The sequence below is a fragment of the Micromonospora sp. Utrum1 genome, assembly GCF_057197805.1.
Window position 1 is genome coordinate 3,803,799 of record NZ_CM170071.1, and the last position, 20,004, is coordinate 3,823,802.

Below are 20,004 nucleotides of genomic sequence, written 5' to 3' on the forward strand. Positions count from 1 at the left end.
GGCCATACGTCAGGGCGGGCGCCGCGCGAGCGAACGCCAACATGATTCACACTATCCTCCGGGCCATGACTTTGATCTCACCGGATGGGCGCGGCGTCGACTCCGCCCTAGACCCCTCGGCGGAGCAGATCCGGGACATGGGTGCGCGCGCCGTCGAGTGGGTCGCCGCCTACCACGACTCGATCCGGGACCTGCCCATCGCCCCGCGAACCACCGCTGCCGCGCTGAAGGAACTGCTCGCCGAGCCGCTGCCCGTCGAGGGCCGTGACTTCACCGACCTGCTCACGGTCTTCCGTGACGTGGTCGTGCCCGGCAGCCGGCACAACGGGCATCCCCGCTTCTTCGGGTACGTCTCGGCGCCGGGCACCGCGGTCGCCGCGGTTGCCGACTTCCTCGCATCGGCGCTGAACGCGAACCTCACCGCGTGGCGGTCGGCACCGGCTCCCGCCGAGCTGGAGCACGTAACCATCGACTGGATCAAGGAGGCCCTCGGCTGCGACCCGAGGGCCGGCGGCCTATTGATGAGCGGCGGATCGATGGCCAACTTCACCGCGCTCGCCGCCGCACGACACCGCCACTGCGGCGACGCGGTCGCCACCAATGGTGCGGCCGCCCATCCCGTGCCGCTGCGGGTCTACGCCTCCACCGAGACCCACCACTCGATCCACAAGGCCGCCGCGCTGCTCGGCATCGGGCGGGCGAACGTCCGCGAGATCCCCGTGGACGCCCGCTTCCGGATGGATGTCGACGCCCTCGTCCGCGCCATCGAGGAGGACCGGGCCGCCGGGGCGGAACCCTTCTGCGTCGTGGCCAACGCCGGCACCGTCGTCACCGGCGCGGTCGACCCGCTCACCGAGATCGCGGCGGTCGCGCGGCGGTACAAGCTCTGGATGCACGTCGACGGCTGCTATGGCGGGTTCGCGCGGCTCGCTCCCGCGGCCCGTCCGCTCTTCGACGGCATCTCGGAGGCCGACTCGATCGCCCTCGACCCGCACAAGTGGCTCTACCTGCCTGGGGACTGCGGCTGCCTCATTTACCGCGACCCCGAGGCGGCGCGGCCCGCCTTCAGCCTGGACGCCGATTACACCCGGGTCATGCAGACCGAGCCGGCCGAGGCATTCGCCTTCTGGGACTACGGCCCGGACCTGTCCCGTCGATTCCGCGCGCTCAAGGTCTGGATGGCGTTGGCGCACGCCGGTTCGCAAGCTGTGGGCGACGCGATCGAGGGCAACCTCGACTGCGCCCGTCATCTGGCCGAGCTCGTCGACGCCAGCGCCGACTTCGAGCTGCTCGCCCCGGTCGAGCTATCCATCTTCTGCTTCCGCTACCTGCCGCCGCACGCGCGTGCTGGCTCCCGGTCCCAGGCCGACGAGGAGGAACTCGACCGCCTCAACGAACGGATCATGGTGGCACTGCAGCAGGCCGGCAGTTCGTACCTGTCGAACGCGACCATCAATGGCCGCTTCGCGCTGCGGGGCTGCGTCCTCAACTACCGCACCACCCGCCACGACATGGAGGTCCTGCTTGACGATGTGCGCCGCGCTGCCGAGCAGGCGCGCTGACGACGACCCCAGGTCAGCCTCCGCCGCGGTTAAGGGCTGGCATGAATTCGTAATCCGCGCGGGGACCGGCTGCGAAAGTCAGGCAGCCAAGGCTGGGCTGGTCTCATCTCGGAATGGGGGAGAGCCGCGGCCAGCGCCCCACCTTGCCCGACAGTCACCTGGGATCGGATCGGGGGATCTGGCGGCTCCGCCTTGAAACTCGCCCCGTGGTTTGCGCATTGAAACCGCGACCCGCGAGATATCGCCTATCTGTGTCCAGATCTGTCAGGCGTGCGCTGTCGTCTGCGCAAAGTTCAGCGGAGACGAACAGATGATGCGGTGCGCCGAGCAGTGCCGCCGGTGCGCCGACTCGTGCACCCAGATGGCCGCCGTCGCCGTCTGAGCCGTTCCGCAAAGCTTCATCTGGAGTCGGCAGCCGAAGGCGCCGTAACGGCACCGACTGAGCGCAGCGGTGCCGGGATGGCCGACGGTGGAGGCAGCGGAGAGGAAGCAAATTGTCAGCTCCGGGCCGTCAGATCCCATCACCCGACGGTTGTCTTCCAGCACTGCTCCTCGGCGCGGAGTGGCCAAGCGTCGACAACAACGGATCCGGATCCCATGACGGGGGGCAAAGCCCGCGGCGAGCGTGCAGCGCCGAGGCGACAGCCGTGGCTGACATCAACTATGGCGGCCATCGCCGGGCATGCTCGTCTCTAGCCTTCGCCGCGGACATAGGGGACGTGAGCGTGGTGTCGAGCGGGGAGCCGCCCTGGGTGCGTGTGCCGGGTTCCAGCGGGTAATGGTCCCCAGCATGCCGACCGTCGACGCAGCGACTAGGAGCGAGCGATGGGCACACGACACGCCACGGCCGATGACCTCGCCTCCGTAGGCCTCTCGGTCCTGCGCTCCGCGCTGGCGACGAACATCTTGTGGATCGGTGCGCTCAAGTTCAAGCAGTACGAGGTCGAAAACGACGAGCCCTTGGTCACCTCGAGTCCGCTGTTCTCGCGTTTCCGCGAGAAGCTGGGCGCCCAAAAGCTCAACCGACTCATCGGGGTCACGGAGATCACCGTGGGCTCTCTGATCGCCGCGAAGCCGCTTGCGCCCAGAGCGTCGGCGATCGGTAGCATCGGGGCAGTCGGGATGTTCCTCACCACGCTCAGTTTCCTGGCCACGACGCCCGAGGCTCGGCAGGAAGGGCAGGGGATGTTGAGCCTTTCACAGCTCGGGCAGTTCCTGTTGAAGGACACGGTGCTCCTCGGTGCCGCTCTCCTTACAGCTGCCGAGTCGATGCGCGCCGCTCGCTACCGATAGCCCACGACAGGGCATATTCGGTGCCCTGGACGCGGGGGACCATGACAGCGCCGCCGCAGTATCTTCCACACTTCATCCTGGCGAAGCCGTTCGATCCGGCTGTGCGGTAGACGATCGTGTCGTTGCGGTTGTCGGCCAAGCGGACCCGGTGAGCATCGGTGGCTGCTCATCCGCCGTTCGGCCCGGTCCGGCGAGGTGCCAATGACGTCCGATCGCCCGCGGAACACGAACCGCGCATCTCGCCACGGGTGTCGGCGCAGCACTACCTCTGCGGCGTGTCCAGCAGTTCCGCTTTGGCGCCGCGGCGAATCAGCCACAGGGTTGGCGGCCAAGCGGCAAAGAAGCCGATGATCGACCCAATCTGAACAATGAGCCAGAACACCGGACTACTAGGCTGCACGGTCTCGTGGAAAACCATAAACTCCATCAGCGCCAGCCACCCTAATAGGGCGAACTCGAAGACGGACACGCTCAGCAGGTCTCCCACGAGAAACCTCCGCATTGCGGCCCACGCTCTTCGACCGCCCATGTCAGCCTCAGTGGAGTATCGGAAAACAAGGCCTACCGCCACTGCGGCTACATAATCGCCGATGAATTCGGGCCACAATCTCTTGCCAAACATCTCGAGGCCGAAGCCGAAGACGACAAGAGTAGCAATGATGGCACCCAGAACGCAGTGCGTCGCGCAATGTAGGATTCCGATTATCGTGGCAGCATGTCGCGACCTCTTGGGCGGGATGCGATGCCGCTCCAGCCATCGGGGAGACTGAGGTCTACCCCACTGTCGGTAGGCCAGGACGGCTGCCGGGCCAAAGTAGAGGGCGGTTGCCGGCCAGACAATCTCCATGACCTTGACCGGCTGACGATATCGAAGAACAAAGTGGTCAATAACGATGACGGCGGCGCTGGCAAAGCCGACAGAGAGCACAGCCCACGAGAGCACCACGAGCCATGTTGGTTGCAGAACCATCTCCTTTTCGCGCCAGGGCACTCAATGCAATGCCGGTGACGGGGGAGGCTCCCCAGCGGCGCGGTCTCGGCACAGAGCACGGTCACCGCGAGTGGCCGCCCGTCCGCATTCCACCACGCCGACGTACGTCTGCCGGGCCAGTCGTGTGAAGCCCGTCGTCGCGCCCAGCATGCCGGGAAAGCGGTCCAGCAGACTGTTGTCGTTGGCGAACTGTGCAGGCCGTCCAGTACGGGCCTGGGAACCCGCAGCAGAGTGCTGCGCCGGGACCACGGCGATGGTCAAGTGATTAGCGGGCGGCCCCGCCGCTCATCGCGATGTCGCCGTTGAGGCCGGAGGGATAGAAGCCGCCGGAGTTCGCCGGGCTTGCGTTGAGGTACACGATATTCAGGACCGACTGGGCCGAGCGGCCGTAGGCCATGCCGTTGGCGTCCGTGGGAATGAGGTTCGCCTCGGCGCTGGTGCCGATACCCTGGTCGTCGTCGACCGGTCCGTCGAGACTGTTGCGGGCGTCGGAGAGCTTCTGCACGCCCGCGAAGACGGCATCGTCGATCATGCCTTCGTTGTAGAGCGCGGAGCGGACGATCCCCGCGTGGTACGCCTCCGTGGCGAGCAGACCCGCGGCAGCGTCCAGATACGTCTTGTTGGACAGCAGCGGGGCCGCTCCTTTGAAAGCAGAGACGCCGACGTCCTCGAACAGGAACGCGGCGAACAGGAAGTTGAGATCGTTGGCGTACGGGTCGAAAATCTCGCCCGACTTGATGAGCCCGGCCGCGGTGGCCGCCGCGGTGAAGCTCGTGTCAAGAGAGATCGCCGGTCGGGAAACAGCGTGCTCCCCGAGGGCAGACCGCAGGAAGGCCACATGCTGCTGCTCGTCCGAGGCGATCTCCCGTGCGAACTTGCGCACTACCGAGTTGCTGAAGTTGACCATGCCCCCACCGGTCACCTCACCCCGGGTGCCGGTACCGGTGGTCATCTCGTCAGGCAGCCCCTGCCCCGTCGTGGCGCGAAGGTAGAACTCGGCCTCGAGGTATTCGAGGTTGAGGGCGAAGTTCAGGATCGTCGCGTCACTCGGCCCCGAGCCGTCCGGCGATCGCTCGGCGGGATTCGTCGGGTCCGTCATCGACGCGAGCTTCCGTCGATCGTCATCCGACTCCGCGCTGCGCGAAACCGCCTCTTTGATGAACTTCTTTACCATGGAAGTCGGCCCCCGTTCCGATCCACGACACGTTGGGTACTCCATCGATATGTCCCGGCGTGCCGCACGCTACTGCCGTCGGCGCTCACGCTAGTTCGTGGCTGTCTCGGCCGTGCTCCTTCCCCGAACCGTCATCCGCGCGAGGTGCACGGCGGGGATGGTCGCACCACGGCGCAGGCCAACCAAGAGCGATGACAGATGGAACCGAAGACGATCGCGAACTTGCCCTGCGACGCGGGATCCACCGTGCCGGGAACCCGCCCGTCGCCAGGGGGTCAGTTTTCACGCGTGGAGGCCGACCTGTACGGATCCGCCACGACCTGCGGGTTGGTACTCGTCGACCTGCCTTGACGTCCGCCAGCTTCCGCTGCCGTCCGTGGCATGGCTGTTCCATTGGCGGTGGCGCTCGTTTCTGTCGGATCCGCTCGCTCGGATGGCTGTACTTCCGCGGTACCCGTTGCCGCGGTCCGACGGGGCCCCGCACGAGATCACCCTCGCTGGCCGGCTTGGCTGACGGGTGGCGTCGCGAGCTTCAGGCTGTGGCGGTGGTAGAACCCGTGCGCGGCCGGCGGCTCAGTGACCAGGAGGGGCACAGCTGCTGAGGATCACCCGTCGTGGTACCGGCTCAGCAGTTCGATTACGGCGGGCCATGGTCGTGCTCATTTCGGCCGGAAGGACGAACTTCAGCTTCTCGATGCGATTGAGCCTCCGCATTCACGGGCGGGCTGTTTGTCAGGGGTCAAGGAGTCGACGAGGACCAGATCCCGGACAACCTTCGGTTCAACCGTCAAATTTCCCGCCCCCGATCTGGGCGGGGTGTGGGCGCAAACTGGGAGCCGATAGGCCTCGCTGTCCCGGGCCAGCGCTGACACGAGCCGATCCGCTAGGCCTGGCTGCGTGCGCCTGGTGGACTACCTGCGGGACGAGCACGGCCGCGGTCGACGGGCAGCGTCTGGGACTGCCCCGGCTGGAAGCGGCCGAGCGTCAACGGCTCCGTCACTGGTTCGGTTTCAGTATCGCCCACCATTAATATGGGCAGGTAGGAAGCCCACCGCCGGAACCTCCGGGCTCCGGCGGCAGATCCGCGCACCTGATCTCGGTGAGGAACGGTGATCCGCAGATGCCTCCTCGAATGTCATCGAGGCTCTCTCTTGTGACCGAGAAGGTGCGCGAGTTGCTCCGTCGTGGATGAGGGCTTCGCCCCGACAACGGGCGCGTCGTACATGACTCCTCGGAGCCGGTCGGGGATGGCGGCTGCGGCATAGGAGAGGCAGCGATCGGCAATGCCGTTCGGTGCATCGCTCGGCTGGCCGGTGGCCACGGCCAAGTCCCATCCATGCGTGATCGTCTCGACGGTAAAGCCGCGTGCCGCTTCCGCAGCCGTACAGGGCCCCCAAGGCGCGACGACCCCGTCAGAAGCCGCCAGCGGCGACCACGCCTCTCGGATCGAGGCCGCCAACGTTGCATACGTGGAGGCGAGTTCCGCATCTGGAACGTTGGTGATCACGTGAGGGATGCCCCGTGTCGGGATGCCCCGGGCGGTGCCGAGTCCACGGTGCGCGGTGCCGATGAGGTGACCCAGCAGCCCTCGAACATCGAAATCTACGCAGGGAGTAGGGGCTTCGAGGTGCTCACTCCGCACCTGTGTCATCAGCTGGGTTACCCAGCCGAGAGCATCGAAGTAGTCCTGCCGTTGCCGCACCATGGTCACGCGATCACGATAGTGCCGATCATCAGGACGGAGGCATCCGCTACTCGGCACGTCCGGACGGCAACCGGGCCAGCTCGCCGTGACGCTGCGTAGCACGCCCCGCTGCAGATCCGTGCGACTCCTTGTGTGGTTGTTGCGTCGGCTGCCACTGCCGTCTCGCTCGGCGGTTCCGCTCGTCGTGGTGCCGTGTAGGCCGTTGGCGGCCGGTCAGGTCGGTGTGTATCGGAGGGTGTCCGCGACCGGGCGCCGGGCGGCGGCCGTGGCCGGGATGGCGGTGAGTGCGGCGATGGCGAGCAGGACTCCCAGCCCGGCGGCGAACAGCCAGGAATCGGGTGGGTAACGGACCTCGCCGAGGCCGACGGCCAGGTACAGCCCCATGCCGGCCGGGATCCCGGCGAGGACGCCGGGTATCGCGGGAAGCAGCTGCGCGACCGTCATGCCCACGGTTACCTGTGCTGGTGTGGCGCCGAGTGTGCGGGCGACGGCCAGGGGGTGGCGGGCGTCGAGGACCGCCGTCCAGGCGCTCACGGTGGCGTTGATGAGCGCGAGGACGCACAGTACGACGATGACGAGGAACATGGCCTGGTTGGTCCGCGCGTCCCGCGGCCTGGGCAGCTCGACGTCGCCGAGCGGGATCAGCTGGTCCTGCGCCTGAGCCATGAGCACGGCGACGAGCGTGGTCGTGGTGACCAGGCTGTTCACCATGACGAGCCGGGCGCGACGTGGCCGGCGGGCGTTGATGCGTACTCCGATCAGTAGGGCGGTGGGCAGCCGGCGGGACAGCCAGACGCGCCACCGGCGGCGCCGCGGCGGCGTGGCGGCGTCGGTCAGCGCGTGGACCGTGTCGGTGGTGGTGGCGCGCACCACGGGCGCCAGGGTCGCCGCGGCGGCGATGGCGAGGGCGAGGACGGTGCCGGCGACCACGGTGCGTAGCGGGGGCGGGTGGACGCCGACGGCGCCGAGTAGCCCTGCGCCGGGGTTGGTCAGCGGGGGAGCGGCGAGCCAGCCGGCGGCCAGGCCGGTGCCGGCGGCGGCGAGCCCGATCACGAGGTACTCGGCGAGGTGGACGGCGGCCACCATTGCCGGTCCGGCGCCGACGGCCTTGAGTAGCCCTACCCGGCGGCGCTGGCCGCTGATGCGGCCGGCGACGATGCTGGCGACGCTGGCCACCGCGAGGGCGGTGAGCAGCCAGCTGCCGATGAGCAGGGCCTCGTGTGCGCCTTCGACCAGCCTGCCGTCCTGGTAGGCGATCTCTTTCCAGCTGGTGTATTCGATCCCGCCGTCGCGCTTGTGGGTGAACGAGGTGCTGGCCCGCGGGTCCGCGTATCTCAGGTTCAGGGTGTACGACAGCGGCCGTGCGCCGGCCAGCGCGCCGATCTGGCTACGGTCGACCCAGACCAGGCCGGCGTTTTCGGTCAAGGGGCTGCCCGCATCAGCGCGCCAGTCGGCACTCGGGTACACGGCCCTGGCGGCGGTGACCGCTGTCCCGACCACCCGCAGCGGGTGGCCGTCGATGTCGACGGTGTCGCCGACGTGTACGCCGACGGCGTTGGCGAAGGTGGGCTCGATGACCACACCGCCGGGGCGTACCCAGGTGCCGGCGGTCACCGCGGGCCGGTCGAGCGCCGCCGGGGAGTTGTCCCGGCCCTCGACGACCGCGTGCACGGTCTTGCCTTGTGCGGTCAGCATCAGATAAGCGATCGGGTACGGTCCGCTGTGTGCGGTGACACCGGGTGCGGTGGCCAGCGGCGCGAGGGCGGCCAGGGCCTCCGGGCCCGTCGCCCCCGGCATCGCCACCACGTCGGGGCCCGCGGTGGCGGCCCGGGTCCGCTCGTACGGCTGGGCGAGAGCATTGTTCAGGGCGAGGCCGAGGGTCAGCGTGCCGATCGCGGCGCTGATGGCGAGCAGCAGCAGTACGGTCTCGGTGCGCCGCCGGCGCAGGTCCCGCACCAGCAGCCGACACACGAGCAACAGACGCCCGGCCACCTCAGCGCCACCCGCCGTAGACCGTGCCCGTGCCGCCGGTGGTACCGGCGAGCAGGCTGTCGTCGGCGAACGACCCGTCACGCATGGAGATCACGCGGTCGGCGACCGCGGCGATGCGCGCGTCGTGGGTGACCACCACCAGAGTCTGCCCCGCCGTACGCAGCTCCTCGAACAACCGCAGCATCTCCAGGGTGGCGGCGCTGTCCAGGTTCCCGGTGGGCTCGTCAGCCAGCACGACCAGCGGCTCGTTGCTCAACGCTCGGGCGATCGCGACCCGCTGGCGCTGGCCGCCCGACAATGCCGACGGCAGGTGCCTGGCGCGGTCGGCGAGCCCCACCCGGTCCAGCAGAGTCAAGGCGCGCTGCCGAGCCCGGCGCGGCGACTGTCCGGCCAGCAACGCGGCCAGCTCGACGTTCTCTACCGCGGTCAACTCGTCCATGAGGTGGAACGACTGGAAGACGAAGCCGATGTGTTGCCGCCGCAGCCGGGCCAAGCCGCGCTCGCTCATCCCGTCGATCCGATGCTCGGCCAGCCAGACCTCGCCGTCGGTCGGGCGTTGCAGCCCGCCCAGCAGGTGCAACAGGGTCGACTTGCCGCAGCCGCTGGGACCCATGATCGCGAGCGTCTGCCCGGCGGGCACCTCCAGGTCGACCTCATCGACCGCGCGGACCAGTGCGCTTCCCCGGCCGTACCACCTGGTCACCGCGCGCGCCCGTAGCAGCGCCGACCCGGTCATGCGGCACCACCGGGCATGCCCTCGCGGCCCTCGCTCCGCGTCATCGGTTCCCCTTCTGTTCAGTCCGGTCGCGTTCGGTCCACATCCGTTCGCACGCTTCCAGCCACTCCAGGTCGGCCCGTAGCCGCAGCACGACCCCTTCCAACAACAACCCGACGACCGGATCCACCGACCGCTCCAACGCAGCCCGCTGGCTATCCCGCAGCCGGCGCAGCAGCTCCCGCCGCTGCGCATCGACGAGAGCCAGCGGATCGGCCAGCCGGGCGGCAGCGGCGGCCACCAGCTTGAGATGGAACTCGCTGAGGTCCGGCTTCGGCCAACTCACCTCGGCCAGCCACGTGGCAACCCGCCGCTGCCCCGCCGAAGTCAACGCGTACACCCGCCGGTCCGGCCGGTCCGGCAGTCCCTCGGCCCGCTGCGAGGTCACCAGCCCCGCCTTGGCCAGCCGGGCCAGCGTCACGTAGATCTGCCCGGCGTTCATCGCCTCGCCGAGCGGGCCGAGCGCGCCACGAATCCGGCTACGCAACTCGTAGCCGTACGCCGGCTCCTTCGCCAGCATCGCCAGCACCACGTCCTGCACCCAGCACACCCTCCGTAGATCAACAATAGATAACCGCTATCCATGACGCTGTCAATCGGACGGGGCGGGCGCAGCAGACAGAGCCGGCCGCCTACCTCAATGTGTCCTGGGGATGTGCTAGAGACGGGGAGGATCACAGCCCTCGCTGATCAACGACGCCACGTGCACGCACATCGGCAGAGTCGGGCGGTAGCGACTGGTGGGCGCGCGGTCAGCGGCAGATCCGTCTGCGCGATCATGGTCTGCAAATACATGACGGTCACGAGGGTTTCGCTCGCGCGGATCGATGGTGGCGTTGCCCAAGGCGGCGCCACCACGTGAGTCGCGGCTATCGTGCTCCGCATGCGCGTTCCCGGTTGGCTCGACGACACCCGGACTTCTTACGACACCGTGGCGGTCAGCTACGCCGACCTGCTGCGGGACGCCCTCGCCGGCGAGCCTTTTCAGCGGGGCATCCTGGCGCTCTTCGCCGAGCTGGTGCATGCCCAGGGTCCCGGGCCGGTCGCCGATGTCGGCTGCGGTCCGGGCCGGATCACCGCCTACCTGCAAGGCATCGGCCTGGACGCGTTCGGCGTCGACCTGTCGCCCGCGATGATCGACGTGGCTCGGCGGGACCATCCCGGCCTGCGATTCGAGGTTGGCTCCATGACGGCTCTCGAACTGGCTGATGGTTCCTTGACCGGCCTGCTCGCGTGGTTCTCGCTGATCCACGTCCCCGACGATGAGGTTCCCACGGTCATCGCCGAGTTCTTTCGGGTGCTGCGGCCTGGCGGGGCCCTGCTGCTCGGCTTTTATGCCGGTGACAGCAGCAAGCTCAAGACGGAGGGCTACGGCGGCCACCCAATGAATGTCTACGTGCACCGTCGTTCACCGGGCCGGGTCGCGGCCTGGCTGGACGCTGCCGGCTTCACTGTTGAGGCGGAGATGTTGCATCGCCCGGCCCCGAACGTCGACGGTGGCTTCGTCTTCGTCCATCGGTGAGGAGGCGATGAGCCTACTCTGAGCGGCGAGCGGTCCAGACAGCCTGTCAACGAATCGGCCGAACCGGCGGCTCGCCGGACGCAAAGTGACTGCCTTGGCACTTCAGCTTCCGTCTGGCGTCGCCGGCGGCATGCCGAGCGGACGGTGGCCTCGGCGCGGTGGCGGAGGACTTCACGATCAGGGTGAGCCGGGACCAAACGTTGCGAGTAGCCGGGAGGGGTCTAGACCCTGGCTTTCACAGATTTGGACGTAACAGTCTCACCGTGAACGCTCTTGGTCAGGGGGTCATCGACGGCCGGGCTCCCGCCATCTGCCACGGCATGACTCATGGACTGTTCACGCGAACGGTGCAGACGACGCCGTCGAGTGCCCAGGCGCACCGTCGCTGCGCCCAGCAGGGTCGCGGCGGCCAGCGGCAGCCACAGCGCCGCCGCACCCAGGCTGAGCAGACCGGTGATGATGATGGGATCGACGGCCCGGGCCAGGCCGTAGCTGAGCTGCCAGCGGGCGAGCGCGCGCCCCATCAGGTGTGGCGGTGCTGACTCGATCACCAGCGGCACGCTGCTGCCGGTGTAAAGAATCTCACCCAGCGTGTAAGGCACGATGACCAGCGCGACGAGCACCGTGCCGGGGCCGCCGCCGGTCGCCCCGCCGAGCCAGAAGGCGAGGTAGGAGGCGGCGAGCAACAGGCCGGACCAGAAGAGCACGATGCGGTGCGGCCGCTTCGCGAGGCGCACTACCACAACCAGCTGCAGCGCAATCACCATGACGGTGTTGGCGACGAAGATGCCCGAGGGCCACGCCAGCGACGCGTGCAGGCCCTGCACCAGCAGCAGCGGCAGGGCGATCTCGAGGATGTCGGCGTAAAACGCGTACGGAATGCCGGCCAGGGCCAGGACGGTAACGATGCGTAGGCCGGCACCGCGCGCTTCCTTCGTTGCCGCAGCCGGGGCGGGGGCCGGAACATCTTGATGGGGCAGCGGCACCCGGGCGATCACCGCCGCGCCGAACGTGCACCCAAGCGCCGTCGCCAGCGCGAGCCAGCGGAGCACCTCCGGCCCGCTCGCGACCAGAACCGTGCCGAGCAGGGCGCCGGCGCCCAGGCCGGCGTTGCGCAGCGAGCGGCCCGCGGCCAGCGCCGCCGCACGCTGGGCCGGGCCGGCCAGCGCGGCGACCAGCGCGGAATTGGTGGGTGGAGCGATCTGCGTGCCGACGCCGATGAGCACCGCACCGATCGCGAATCCGGCGGTGCCGGGCACCAGGGCGAGCAGGAGCGACCCCACCGCTCGCACCAGTAGCGCGGCGACGGCGGGGGCCCGCCGCGCTCCGCGGTCGATCCACCATCCGGCGAGCGGGACGGCGCCGAGGCCGGCCAGCATGCCGACGGTCAGGGTCATACCGGCCTGCCATGCGCTGAGCCCGATCAGCACGGCGTAGATCACGATGAACGGGCGCAGCATCCCGGAGGTCGCTGCCTCTACTGTGGCGCTGAGCGCGTAGCGGCCGCCGCCCGGGATGCGGACCAGCTCACGAAGCGTCGTACGGGTGGTCGTCACGGCTCCGATCGTCCGGCCATACGGCTGCGAAGGGACGCAGGTTGGCCAGCCTCGTCAATTCATGCCTCGTCGATTGACAAACGACGTCAATCGGTCTGCCCGGGCGCGGGCCCCTGCCATGATCGGTACTGTGGTTACCTCGGTCGACATCGCCGGCGTACCGGCCGATCGGATCCGGATAACGCCGTCGCCGCTCTCAGAGCTCGGCGCGGTGCTGCACGTGCTCGCGGAGCCGCAGCATCATCCGGACACCGCCGCGGCGGTTGCGATGATGGCGTCTGCCCTTCCCGCAGAGCTGGCTGCAGACCTCGAGGAATTCGGTCTGCTCTGGCAGTCCGGCCGGGCCGACTTTCTGTTCCCGCCCGATCCACGGCCGAGCCTGCGCGAGGAACTGGACGACGTCGACCGCCTGGACGACGAGCGCTGGGTCGCTGCGGCGCTCGCCGCCCATCGGGCCGTCTCACCGGCGCCGCGAATGTGGTCGCCGCTGCGTGACCCGATCGTGCGGCAGCGGGCGCTGGCCGCGGCCCGCGCCCGAGGGCCGCGGCAGGCGGCGTGGGCCGAGCGGGTGCTCGCCGATCCGGCCGCCGAGCGCGAGCGGGTACGACGCTTTCTGCTCGCCTGCGAGTCCGCCTTCTTCGGCACGGTCTGGAAACGCGTCCGCCCAGCGCTCGCCGAGGAAGCCGACCGTCGACGCTTCGACCTGGCCCGCGAGGGTATCGGCGCCCTCGGCCGGATCTCGCACGCAATCGGGGTCGACACCGAGCGCGGCATTCTGACGATCGACAAGCTGCAGGACCAGACCGCAGACGGTCGCGGCGGCGGGATGACGCTCATCCCGAGCGCGTACGGCGCACCGCATATGACCGTCGTGTACGCGCCCGGCTGGCTGCCCGTGCTGCAGTACCCGGCACCGGGCTGGGACCCGCGCCCGGTGTTGCGGGTGGACGAGCTGGATGCTCGGCTGACCGCGCTTGCGCACCCGCTGCGGCTACGTTTCTGCCGCACGCTCGCCCGAGGTCCGCACACGACCGGCGAGCTGGCCGACTACTGGCGGGTGACGGCGCCGGAGGTGTCCAGGCACCTCGCGGTACTAAAGGCGGCCGGGCTGCTGATCTCGGCGCGCCGCGGCCGCTACGTGACGTACCGCCTGGACATGGAGGCCTGCACCGGCCTGGGGCAGCAACTGGTGGACGTCCTCGGGCGCTGAACAGCCAGGACGCGTAGGCGGGCAGGATGACGAGGTCGACGTTGCTCATTGCTCCCACTTGAGGGATCCGGGGCACAAACCGGCCCCGACCTGCTGGCGGCCTCCGGCCAGCGTTGGCCGGCCGGCCACGCACAACAGGGGAGCTGCGTGCCAGATCCGTGCCAGGTCGGTAGGTCACGTTGGGTGATTGACGGGGACTGGCGGGAGTGCGACCGCGTCGCCGGAGGTCACGACCGCGTTGGCCAGGACGATTCGAGAGATCTCCTTGGCAGTGTGGGAGTCGGGCGACGGCTATCGACAGTTGCGGTGACAGCAACGATCCGCGACGAGCGCGGCCGCCGGCGGTCGGGTTCGAAACCTGCCGCGCCCACCACAAACCACCAGCAGGAACCGCGCCGAGAAGATCATTCCGCGAGGCGGTGACAGCAATGGTGACAGCAGTAGCGGTCACGAAAGTCGTCCGTCGAGCTTCCCGGGCGCCTGCCGCATGACATCAAGGTTGGCGTGCGAGTGGATCTTGAGGGTGATCGTCAGATCGGCGTGCCGGGCGATGGCCTGGACGACGTGCGGCGGGCCGCCCAGCTCCATCAGCAGAGACACGACGGTGTGCCGTAGGTCGTGCAGTCGGATGTCCGGGCAGCCGGCCGAGCCGCCGGCCGTGTGATCCGACAGCTGATGTGCGACAGATCCAGCAAGCCAGGGGCGACAGGATGGCCGCCGAGGCAAGGTCCTGTCATGCCGAGATGCATGCGTTCCCCGACAGTTCGGCCGACCAAGCGAAAGCGATTGTGGCCGGCGTTGCGGACCCGTGGCGGTCACTCGAACGTCAGGCGAGCGTTCCAGGCACCGCTCCAGCCACCCCGCCAGACTGCGAGTCCGGCGTAGGTGAACACGCATCCCACTCCGACGCCCCAATCAAGATCACTGCGCCAGAGGGTGGGATCGGTCAGAGTGTCGCGCAGACCGTCTACGCCGATGACCATGAATTCGTCGCTGGCAGCCTCGGAGTAGCGGCGTACCTCGATCAAGCCATCGCGGACGAAGGGCAGCAACACTGCCAGATGCCGATCGACCCAATCCAAGCGCTGCCTGGCGTCCAGCTCAGCCGGCGGGCCGTCCCAGATACCGAACGGCCCGGTCAGCATCCCGCTAGCCTCGGCGGCGCAGACCAGGACCTCGCGCTGACCTACGTCCAACTCGTCCCAGCGAAGAAGATCGCCGCCGTTGGCCGTGGGGTATGCCTCGTCGAACCACTGCTCCCGAACGAACCGAGGGGCGGACAACCGGAACTGGGATGGCAGATGCGGTGACCAGAGCCAGTTTTCCGCCTTCGCGAGGACCGCGCGCAAGCCGCTGCCCTCCACCGCCATGTCGGAGACGGAGGGAGCCAGGCCGGCCGACTCGTGGACGGTCAGCAGGCCATGGTCGACGAGATCCGTGGTCACCGCGGCGAGCAGCGGCACCAACATGCGCTGCTCGTGCTCGGTATAGCTGCGCGGCGGGGGCGCCCCATCGACCCCCGCCCAGCGCAGATCCACCCCGTAGACCTGCACCGTCCCGGCGAGCCAGCTGTCCGACATCGCACGACGCAGCAAGGTCTGCTGAGCGGGTGTGAACGAGCCCCACGAGTGCATGACCCCTCGCCTTCCTCCCCGACCGCCAGCCACTAGCGCCGACCATCACCGAACTGCCAGCCGGAGGGCTCGGTGGCCGATACTAATCTGTCGCCATCAGCGCGCTGAGGTGTCGCAGATCAGTTGGCGAACGAGTGTCGCGCATCAGTCGACGGAGGACAGCCGAGCCGCCGGCCGATGTCGGGTCTCAGGACGTCCGTGACAGATCAGTCTCGGGACGTGGGTGACACGTCCGGCTAGACGATCTTGTTACTGGGCTGGGTAGCGGATCTGCTCGGTCGTCGGAACTACGGGCGGGCCCAGCCGGCGAGTTCTCTGGCCCCGGTTGCTGTGGTGGGGTCGGGGTCTTGGGCCAGGGCGTTGCAGAGGATGAGGAAGTCGTCCACGGTGCCGGTGAGCTGGCCGAGCCAGTCGGGGAGGAGGTAGTTCACGACGGCGTTGTGGAGGTGGTCGAGGTGGTCGAGGCCGATGGTCAGGAGATCGTGGGCTGTGGTGGTTGCTCGTGCGACGAGTCGTGTGCCGTGAATGTCGTTGCGGCATAGCAGGGCCAGGCAGGTCGCTTCGACGACGGCGGTGTCGCCGCGGTCGAGGAGGAGCCGCTGGAGGATGTCGGCGATGTCGTCTTGGTTGGCCCAGGCGGCGAGTTGTTGTCCTGCGGCGGCCCGGGTTGACCAGTCCGGGCTGTTGGCGGCCGTGATTGTTCCCTGAGGTGGGGCAGCGGCCTGCATGAGCTCAGACTTCCACAGGGGGTTGTGCTGTGGGGGTGCGTCGGGCTGGTTCCGGCTTGCGGGCCTTGAACCGGGCGATGTCCTTGGCGGTGGTGCGCGCGACTTCGGTGACGAGCTGGTCGCCGTCGTGGACGCGGAAGGTGGTGTCGGCGGCTTGGACGGTCAAGGTTGATCCGGCGTGGGCGATGCCGACGTGGATGCGTTCCCCGGCGATGACCAGGGATCCGCGGCAGCTGACCCCGCGAACGCCCTCGGCTGCTGGCGCGGACAATGGGAAGCCCGGAGGGCCGCCGCAGAGCGATAGGCCGTTGGGTGGGCAGTTGGTGGGCCGGCAGCCGGCCGGGGCGCGGCGGCCGTCGCACCGCCGCGCCGTAGGGCGAGTCACCGCCGGCCGTGGTAGGGATGCGGCGCGGAGTGTGCGGGGCCGCCCCTCCAGGGTCAAAGGCGCTTCGCGTCGCTGCGCGACGGCCCTGCGGACCGCCCCTGACCTCGCCTCTGCGACCCCTCGGGCCGGCGTTGCCGGCAGGCCAGGGGCCTGCCCGGGGTGCACGCGCCGCATCCCCACCACGGCCTCATCCCGTTGTCAGCCAGCCTCGTTACCGCGTCAATAAACGCTTGACGTCACGCGCCGGTTTTCCATCGGCTTCGGCTCCCTATGTCATTGCGACGACTTGCGCCGGCCGAAGCCATGCGACCACTGGATAGCGAGCATGCCTGCGCCCGTCAGCAGCCAGACTACGAACCCCCAGTGCAGCAGCAGCCCGACGCCCGCTACGAGGTAGAGCGCCCAGCCGACGAGAGCAGATAACCTGCGGAGGCGGGCGTGCGTCACGACGCGATCCTAGGTCAGCCAGCCCAAGGGGAACTACCGCGTTGAGCCGTTCCCGTCGCGTGCCCGATCAAGCGGTCAGCAGCAGTCAACAACGGCGAATCCTCGGGACGAGAGGACGCCACCGCAGGTCCCTGGGCGCGCCAAAACGGCAGGTCCGACGACCCCGCCGCAAACGGTCAATGCAAAACTGACGGTGGGGCAGAGGTCGACGGAGCGGCTTCTGGTCCGGGAGCATGTAGCCGTGAGTTTTGATCTCATGGTCCTGGCCATCGAGCCTTCCGCGACGGCAGACGATGCGCGACAGATGGCCGATCACTGCACCGGCATGGAACACCTTGACGGCGAACTTGACCAGCGCATCGTCGCCTTCTACGAGGAACTGCGTGAGCGCTTCCCAGATCATCCGCCGTACGACCCGGAGTCGCCCTGGATGTCCGCCCCTCTCGCTGTCGGCATCGACCACGTGAGCATGAACATCAGCTACTCGCCGAGGGGCAGCGAGGCGATAGACGTCGTCCTGGACCTGGCGGAGCGGCACGGCCTGGTCATCTACGACCCTCAGAGTGACGAGGTCACCGGCTTGCCTGGAGACTAGGAGGGTCCCGGCGGGACCGGCGCGCCGTGAGAGGCGCCAGGACGAGAACGGCAACGCCAAGTGCGGCGGCGCCGAGGGCCCACCACCAGAAGAATCCGGAAAAGACCGAGGCGATGAGAAGCCCCATGCCAAGGCCGGCCAGCAGGCCGAGTCCGAACAAGGCCCGTGGGGGCAGGGCGAGGTACGGCAGACGCCGTACCACGAGCACTTCCAGCCAGGTGCCGCCCAACGCCAGCAGTGCCGCGCCCACCCCGTCTACGGCGGATAGTCCGTGGCCTTCGCTGACCGGCACGAGGACTCGACCCTCGTCACCGGCGGGGACGAAGAGGACGAGCACGCCGGAGACGATGAGCAGAGCGGTGACTGCTACCTGGGTGCGTGGCGCACCACCGATATCGTGAGACATCGCTTCAGTCTTGGTCATCCGGCAGTTCCTCGGCAGGAGCCGAATCGCCGAACATCGACGGGCCGACGGTAATCGCCGCATCGTGAGCCCGCCCTCCTCGCCGGACCCGGCGCGATCGGTCGCACCGACCAGCGGCAGAAGCGGATGCTCGGTTCGCCGGTCGGCGCGGACGGGGTAGCGGTGCGCCATTAGTCCTTGCTGCCCGGAGTGGGTCCCTTATTCGCGTCCGACCCAGGTGGCGACGCAGGCCTCATTGCCCTCGGCGTCGGCCAGGATCCACCACATCGGCGCGTGCGCGTCGGAGACTAGGCGGCCGCCCGCAGCCAAGGCGGCGGCGATGCGGGCCTCAGCCTGATCGTGTGGGACGGCGACATCGAGGTGCAGGCGGTTGCGTTGTGGGCGCGCCGCATCCATGTGCTGCAAACTGAAGCCGGGGCCGCGACGCGTTGGGTCGAACAGGTAGTCCTCGCCGAGCTGGCGATAACCGAGCAGCGCTCGCCAGAACGGCAGCACATCCGCACCGACAAGCGCGTCAAGGGTGACGTTGATGAGCTGCACGGCGCTCGGGTCGGCCGGGATGTCCAGTTGCTTGGCCGCGGCCGATATCCGCCGGGCCAGCGCGACGTGACGCACTCCCAGGCTCACGGTAACGCCGGCGCGACGCAGGTCGATAGTGACGTACTGCTGTTCGTGCTCGTCGGCGAGCCGGCCGATCTCAGCGACGAGCTCGATGCCTTTGTTCAACGAGCCGGTCAGGAAATAGGTGGAGACCACATGGTAGAGGCAGCGCCAGTCCTCGACACCGTCGGCCGCGTGGAACTGCCCAGCCGTGATCTGCCCAGTCATGCAGGCGAACCTAACAGCGGATCCTCACCGCGCTGCAAGCCCTCGCCGATGGGCGGGCCGCATCACCTGGGACGTGTCCGTGGACTCGACCAGCGCCCGAGCCCACAGCATGCCGCTGGGGCGAGGAAAGGAAGATCGTGCGGTTGTTGCGTTCTCGGGCGGCGATGATGGTGAGGATGGCGTGGGCGAGCATGACCAGCGGGCTGTTCCCGTGCCCGCAGACACGCCGGACAGCCCAAACCAGCCTTGCTTCATCGCCGACCATCTACATAACCGACCCATAGCGGCCACCGCACTAGCGGGCGGCCTTGTCACGGATGGGTCGCGCGTGCCGGAAGGCGACCAGCAGGGCGGTGACGAGGCCAGCCACCAGCAGCACCCTTATCACGTTGAACAGCACCGTGTCGCCCGTGGAGTGGGGTGGGAAGATGTCCTTGACGAGCCAGCCGACGCCCACCCCCAGCCCAAGGCAGGCGTGCATCGCGGCTCGAAGGCGCGGCAAGGGCTGCGAGCGGCCGAAGATCCGGGGCACCGCCGTGCCGCCACGGCTCCTGGCGAGCAGCACGGTGGCGACGGCCAGGTTGGCCGCGGCAACCACGATGGCCAAGACCAAGTCCACGGATCCCATGGCGCCACACGCTATCGCACGGGTGCCCGAGGCCGGGATCAGCGGAAGTCGAACTCCTCGTAGTGGATCGAGCGGCTGGCACGCCCATCCGGCGGAAGGCGCGGGACAGCGTCCGCGTGATGCGCGACGGGCCAGTCCGCTACCGCCGACGCGGCCAGCTCATCCATCAGCCGGCAGCGGGCGTGCCGGCCGGCCGCACTGGCGGAACGTCAAGAGCAATGGGCGGCTGAGGCGGGACGATCGTCGTCGGGGTTGCTCGCCGTTTGGCTGGGGCGATCGCTGCCGCGCCGCAGAACTGCTTGCCCTCGGCGGGGGGATGGGAGCAGTGCGGCGGAGGTTCGAACCCTCACCCGACTTTCGGACCCAGCCGTCACGCCCCGCCCCGCCGGTGCTTGTCGGCGGCTTGGATGGCGTGCAGGACCGCTAGACGGATCACCCAGTAAAGAACGAAGATGCTCAGCGCGTAGAAGAAGACGGCTGCGAATGTGGCCTCCATGGTCGGGAACCGTAGAGGTCAGCGGCCAAGGCCGCTACAGCCATTCGTACAGCCAATGT

General features: G+C 68.6%; 22 protein-coding genes and 1 pseudogene. 6 read left to right on the forward strand and 17 right to left on the reverse strand.

Features of this window, described 5'->3' with window-relative positions:
* The first annotated feature begins 65 nt into the window (after positions 1-65).
* The 3 genes from AC0OLQ_RS17885 to AC0OLQ_RS17895 all read left to right on the forward strand — a co-directional run bounded on the left by AC0OLQ_RS17885 (position 66) and on the right by AC0OLQ_RS17895 (position 2,855).
* Positions 66-1,562, forward strand: coding sequence for a pyridoxal phosphate-dependent decarboxylase family protein (locus tag AC0OLQ_RS17885; protein WP_484527137.1), 1,497 nt, complete (start codon positions 66-68; stop codon positions 1,560-1,562).
* Between the two features lie 211 nt (positions 1,563-1,773).
* Entirely contained in the window at positions 1,774-1,944 is a 171-nt protein-coding gene (locus tag AC0OLQ_RS17890; protein ID WP_484527138.1) for a four-helix bundle copper-binding protein, read from the forward strand.
* 443 nt (positions 1,945-2,387) lie between these two features.
* Positions 2,388-2,855, forward strand: a complete 468-nt coding sequence (locus tag AC0OLQ_RS17895; protein ID WP_484527139.1) for a YkgB family protein — start codon at positions 2,388-2,390, stop codon at positions 2,853-2,855.
* Positions 2,856-3,117: 262 nt separating this feature from the next.
* Here AC0OLQ_RS17895 and AC0OLQ_RS17900 read toward each other — a convergent pair whose 3' ends face one another.
* The 7 genes and pseudogenes from AC0OLQ_RS17900 to AC0OLQ_RS17930 all read right to left on the reverse strand — a co-directional run bounded on the left by AC0OLQ_RS17900 (position 3,118) and on the right by AC0OLQ_RS17930 (position 10,033).
* Positions 3,118-3,825: a DUF4396 domain-containing protein gene (locus AC0OLQ_RS17900; protein ID WP_484527140.1), complete on the reverse strand. Its 708-nt coding sequence runs from the start codon at positions 3,823-3,825 to the stop codon at positions 3,118-3,120.
* A 44-nt stretch (positions 3,826-3,869) separates the two neighbouring features.
* A pseudogene (locus AC0OLQ_RS17905) lies at positions 3,870-4,017 on the reverse strand (D-alanyl-D-alanine carboxypeptidase family protein); the annotation flags it as partial.
* Between the two features lie 94 nt (positions 4,018-4,111).
* Positions 4,112-5,020 carry a ferritin-like domain-containing protein gene (locus AC0OLQ_RS17910; protein WP_484527141.1) on the reverse strand — a complete coding sequence of 303 codons (909 nt, stop codon included), beginning with the start codon at positions 5,018-5,020 and terminating at the stop codon, positions 4,112-4,114.
* Positions 5,021-6,155: 1,135 nt separating this feature from the next.
* On the reverse strand, positions 6,156-6,725 hold the full coding sequence (locus AC0OLQ_RS17915) for a TIGR03086 family metal-binding protein (RefSeq protein WP_484532380.1): 570 nt from the start codon (positions 6,723-6,725) through the stop codon (positions 6,156-6,158).
* Positions 6,726-6,938: 213 nt separating this feature from the next.
* Complete coding sequence (locus AC0OLQ_RS17920) at positions 6,939-8,717, reverse strand: FtsX-like permease family protein (RefSeq protein ID WP_484527142.1); 1,779 nt, start codon at positions 8,715-8,717, stop codon at positions 6,939-6,941.
* Position 8,718: 1 nt separating this feature from the next.
* Positions 8,719-9,453, reverse strand: coding sequence for an ABC transporter ATP-binding protein (locus AC0OLQ_RS17925; protein ID WP_484527143.1), 735 nt, complete (start codon positions 9,451-9,453; stop codon positions 8,719-8,721).
* 40 nt (positions 9,454-9,493) lie between these two features.
* Positions 9,494-10,033 carry a PadR family transcriptional regulator gene (locus tag AC0OLQ_RS17930; protein ID WP_484527144.1) on the reverse strand — a complete coding sequence of 180 codons (540 nt, stop codon included), beginning with the start codon at positions 10,031-10,033 and terminating at the stop codon, positions 9,494-9,496.
* A 342-nt stretch (positions 10,034-10,375) separates the two neighbouring features.
* Here AC0OLQ_RS17930 and AC0OLQ_RS17935 point away from each other — a divergent pair, with 342 nt between their 5' ends.
* Positions 10,376-11,014 (forward strand): class I SAM-dependent methyltransferase, encoded by a 639-nt coding sequence (locus tag AC0OLQ_RS17935; protein WP_484527145.1) that lies wholly within the window; start codon positions 10,376-10,378, stop codon positions 11,012-11,014.
* A 221-nt stretch (positions 11,015-11,235) separates the two neighbouring features.
* On the opposite strand, the gene AC0OLQ_RS17940 is transcribed toward AC0OLQ_RS17935, so the two are convergent.
* Positions 11,236-12,570: an MFS transporter gene (locus tag AC0OLQ_RS17940; RefSeq protein WP_484527146.1), complete on the reverse strand. Its 1,335-nt coding sequence runs from the start codon at positions 12,568-12,570 to the stop codon at positions 11,236-11,238.
* 130 nt (positions 12,571-12,700) lie between these two features.
* Between AC0OLQ_RS17940 and AC0OLQ_RS17945 the strand changes: the two genes are divergently transcribed.
* Positions 12,701-13,780, forward strand: coding sequence for a DUF5937 family protein (locus AC0OLQ_RS17945; RefSeq protein ID WP_484527147.1), 1,080 nt, complete (start codon positions 12,701-12,703; stop codon positions 13,778-13,780).
* Between the two features lie 447 nt (positions 13,781-14,227).
* On the opposite strand, the gene AC0OLQ_RS17950 is transcribed toward AC0OLQ_RS17945, so the two are convergent.
* The 5 genes from AC0OLQ_RS17950 to AC0OLQ_RS17970 form a co-directional block, all read right to left on the reverse strand.
* Entirely contained in the window at positions 14,228-14,380 is a 153-nt protein-coding gene (locus AC0OLQ_RS17950; RefSeq protein WP_357345311.1) for a hypothetical protein, read from the reverse strand.
* A gap of 215 nt (positions 14,381-14,595) precedes the next feature.
* Entirely contained in the window at positions 14,596-15,414 is an 819-nt protein-coding gene (locus AC0OLQ_RS17955; RefSeq protein ID WP_484527148.1) for a hypothetical protein, read from the reverse strand.
* A 287-nt stretch (positions 15,415-15,701) separates the two neighbouring features.
* The gene (locus tag AC0OLQ_RS17960) at positions 15,702-16,142 is read right to left on the reverse strand and encodes a hypothetical protein (RefSeq protein ID WP_484527149.1); all 441 of its coding nucleotides are present in this window, start codon (positions 16,140-16,142) and stop codon (positions 15,702-15,704) included.
* Between the two features lie 4 nt (positions 16,143-16,146).
* Entirely contained in the window at positions 16,147-16,308 is a 162-nt protein-coding gene (locus AC0OLQ_RS17965; RefSeq protein WP_484527150.1) for a hypothetical protein, read from the reverse strand.
* Positions 16,309-16,800: 492 nt separating this feature from the next.
* A complete protein-coding gene (locus AC0OLQ_RS17970) occupies positions 16,801-16,974 on the reverse strand; it encodes a hypothetical protein (RefSeq protein ID WP_357345303.1) in 174 nt (57 codons plus the stop codon).
* 241 nt (positions 16,975-17,215) lie between these two features.
* Here AC0OLQ_RS17970 and AC0OLQ_RS17975 point away from each other — a divergent pair, with 241 nt between their 5' ends.
* A complete protein-coding gene (locus AC0OLQ_RS17975) occupies positions 17,216-17,569 on the forward strand; it encodes a hypothetical protein (RefSeq protein ID WP_357345301.1) in 354 nt (117 codons plus the stop codon).
* Here the strand turns inward: AC0OLQ_RS17975 and AC0OLQ_RS17980 are convergent.
* The 4 genes from AC0OLQ_RS17980 to AC0OLQ_RS17995 all read right to left on the reverse strand — a co-directional run bounded on the left by AC0OLQ_RS17980 (position 17,547) and on the right by AC0OLQ_RS17995 (position 19,945).
* Positions 17,547-17,993 carry a hypothetical protein gene (locus AC0OLQ_RS17980; RefSeq protein ID WP_484527151.1) on the reverse strand — a complete coding sequence of 149 codons (447 nt, stop codon included), beginning with the start codon at positions 17,991-17,993 and terminating at the stop codon, positions 17,547-17,549. The genes AC0OLQ_RS17975 and AC0OLQ_RS17980 overlap by 23 nt on opposite strands.
* A gap of 198 nt (positions 17,994-18,191) precedes the next feature.
* The gene (locus tag AC0OLQ_RS17985) at positions 18,192-18,821 is read right to left on the reverse strand and encodes a VOC family protein (RefSeq protein WP_484527152.1); all 630 of its coding nucleotides are present in this window, start codon (positions 18,819-18,821) and stop codon (positions 18,192-18,194) included.
* 295 nt (positions 18,822-19,116) lie between these two features.
* Entirely contained in the window at positions 19,117-19,440 is a 324-nt protein-coding gene (locus AC0OLQ_RS17990) for a hypothetical protein (protein WP_357345295.1), read from the reverse strand.
* A 379-nt stretch (positions 19,441-19,819) separates the two neighbouring features.
* Positions 19,820-19,945: a hypothetical protein gene (locus tag AC0OLQ_RS17995; RefSeq protein WP_357345293.1), complete on the reverse strand. Its 126-nt coding sequence runs from the start codon at positions 19,943-19,945 to the stop codon at positions 19,820-19,822.
* Positions 19,946-20,004 lie beyond the last annotated feature (59 nt).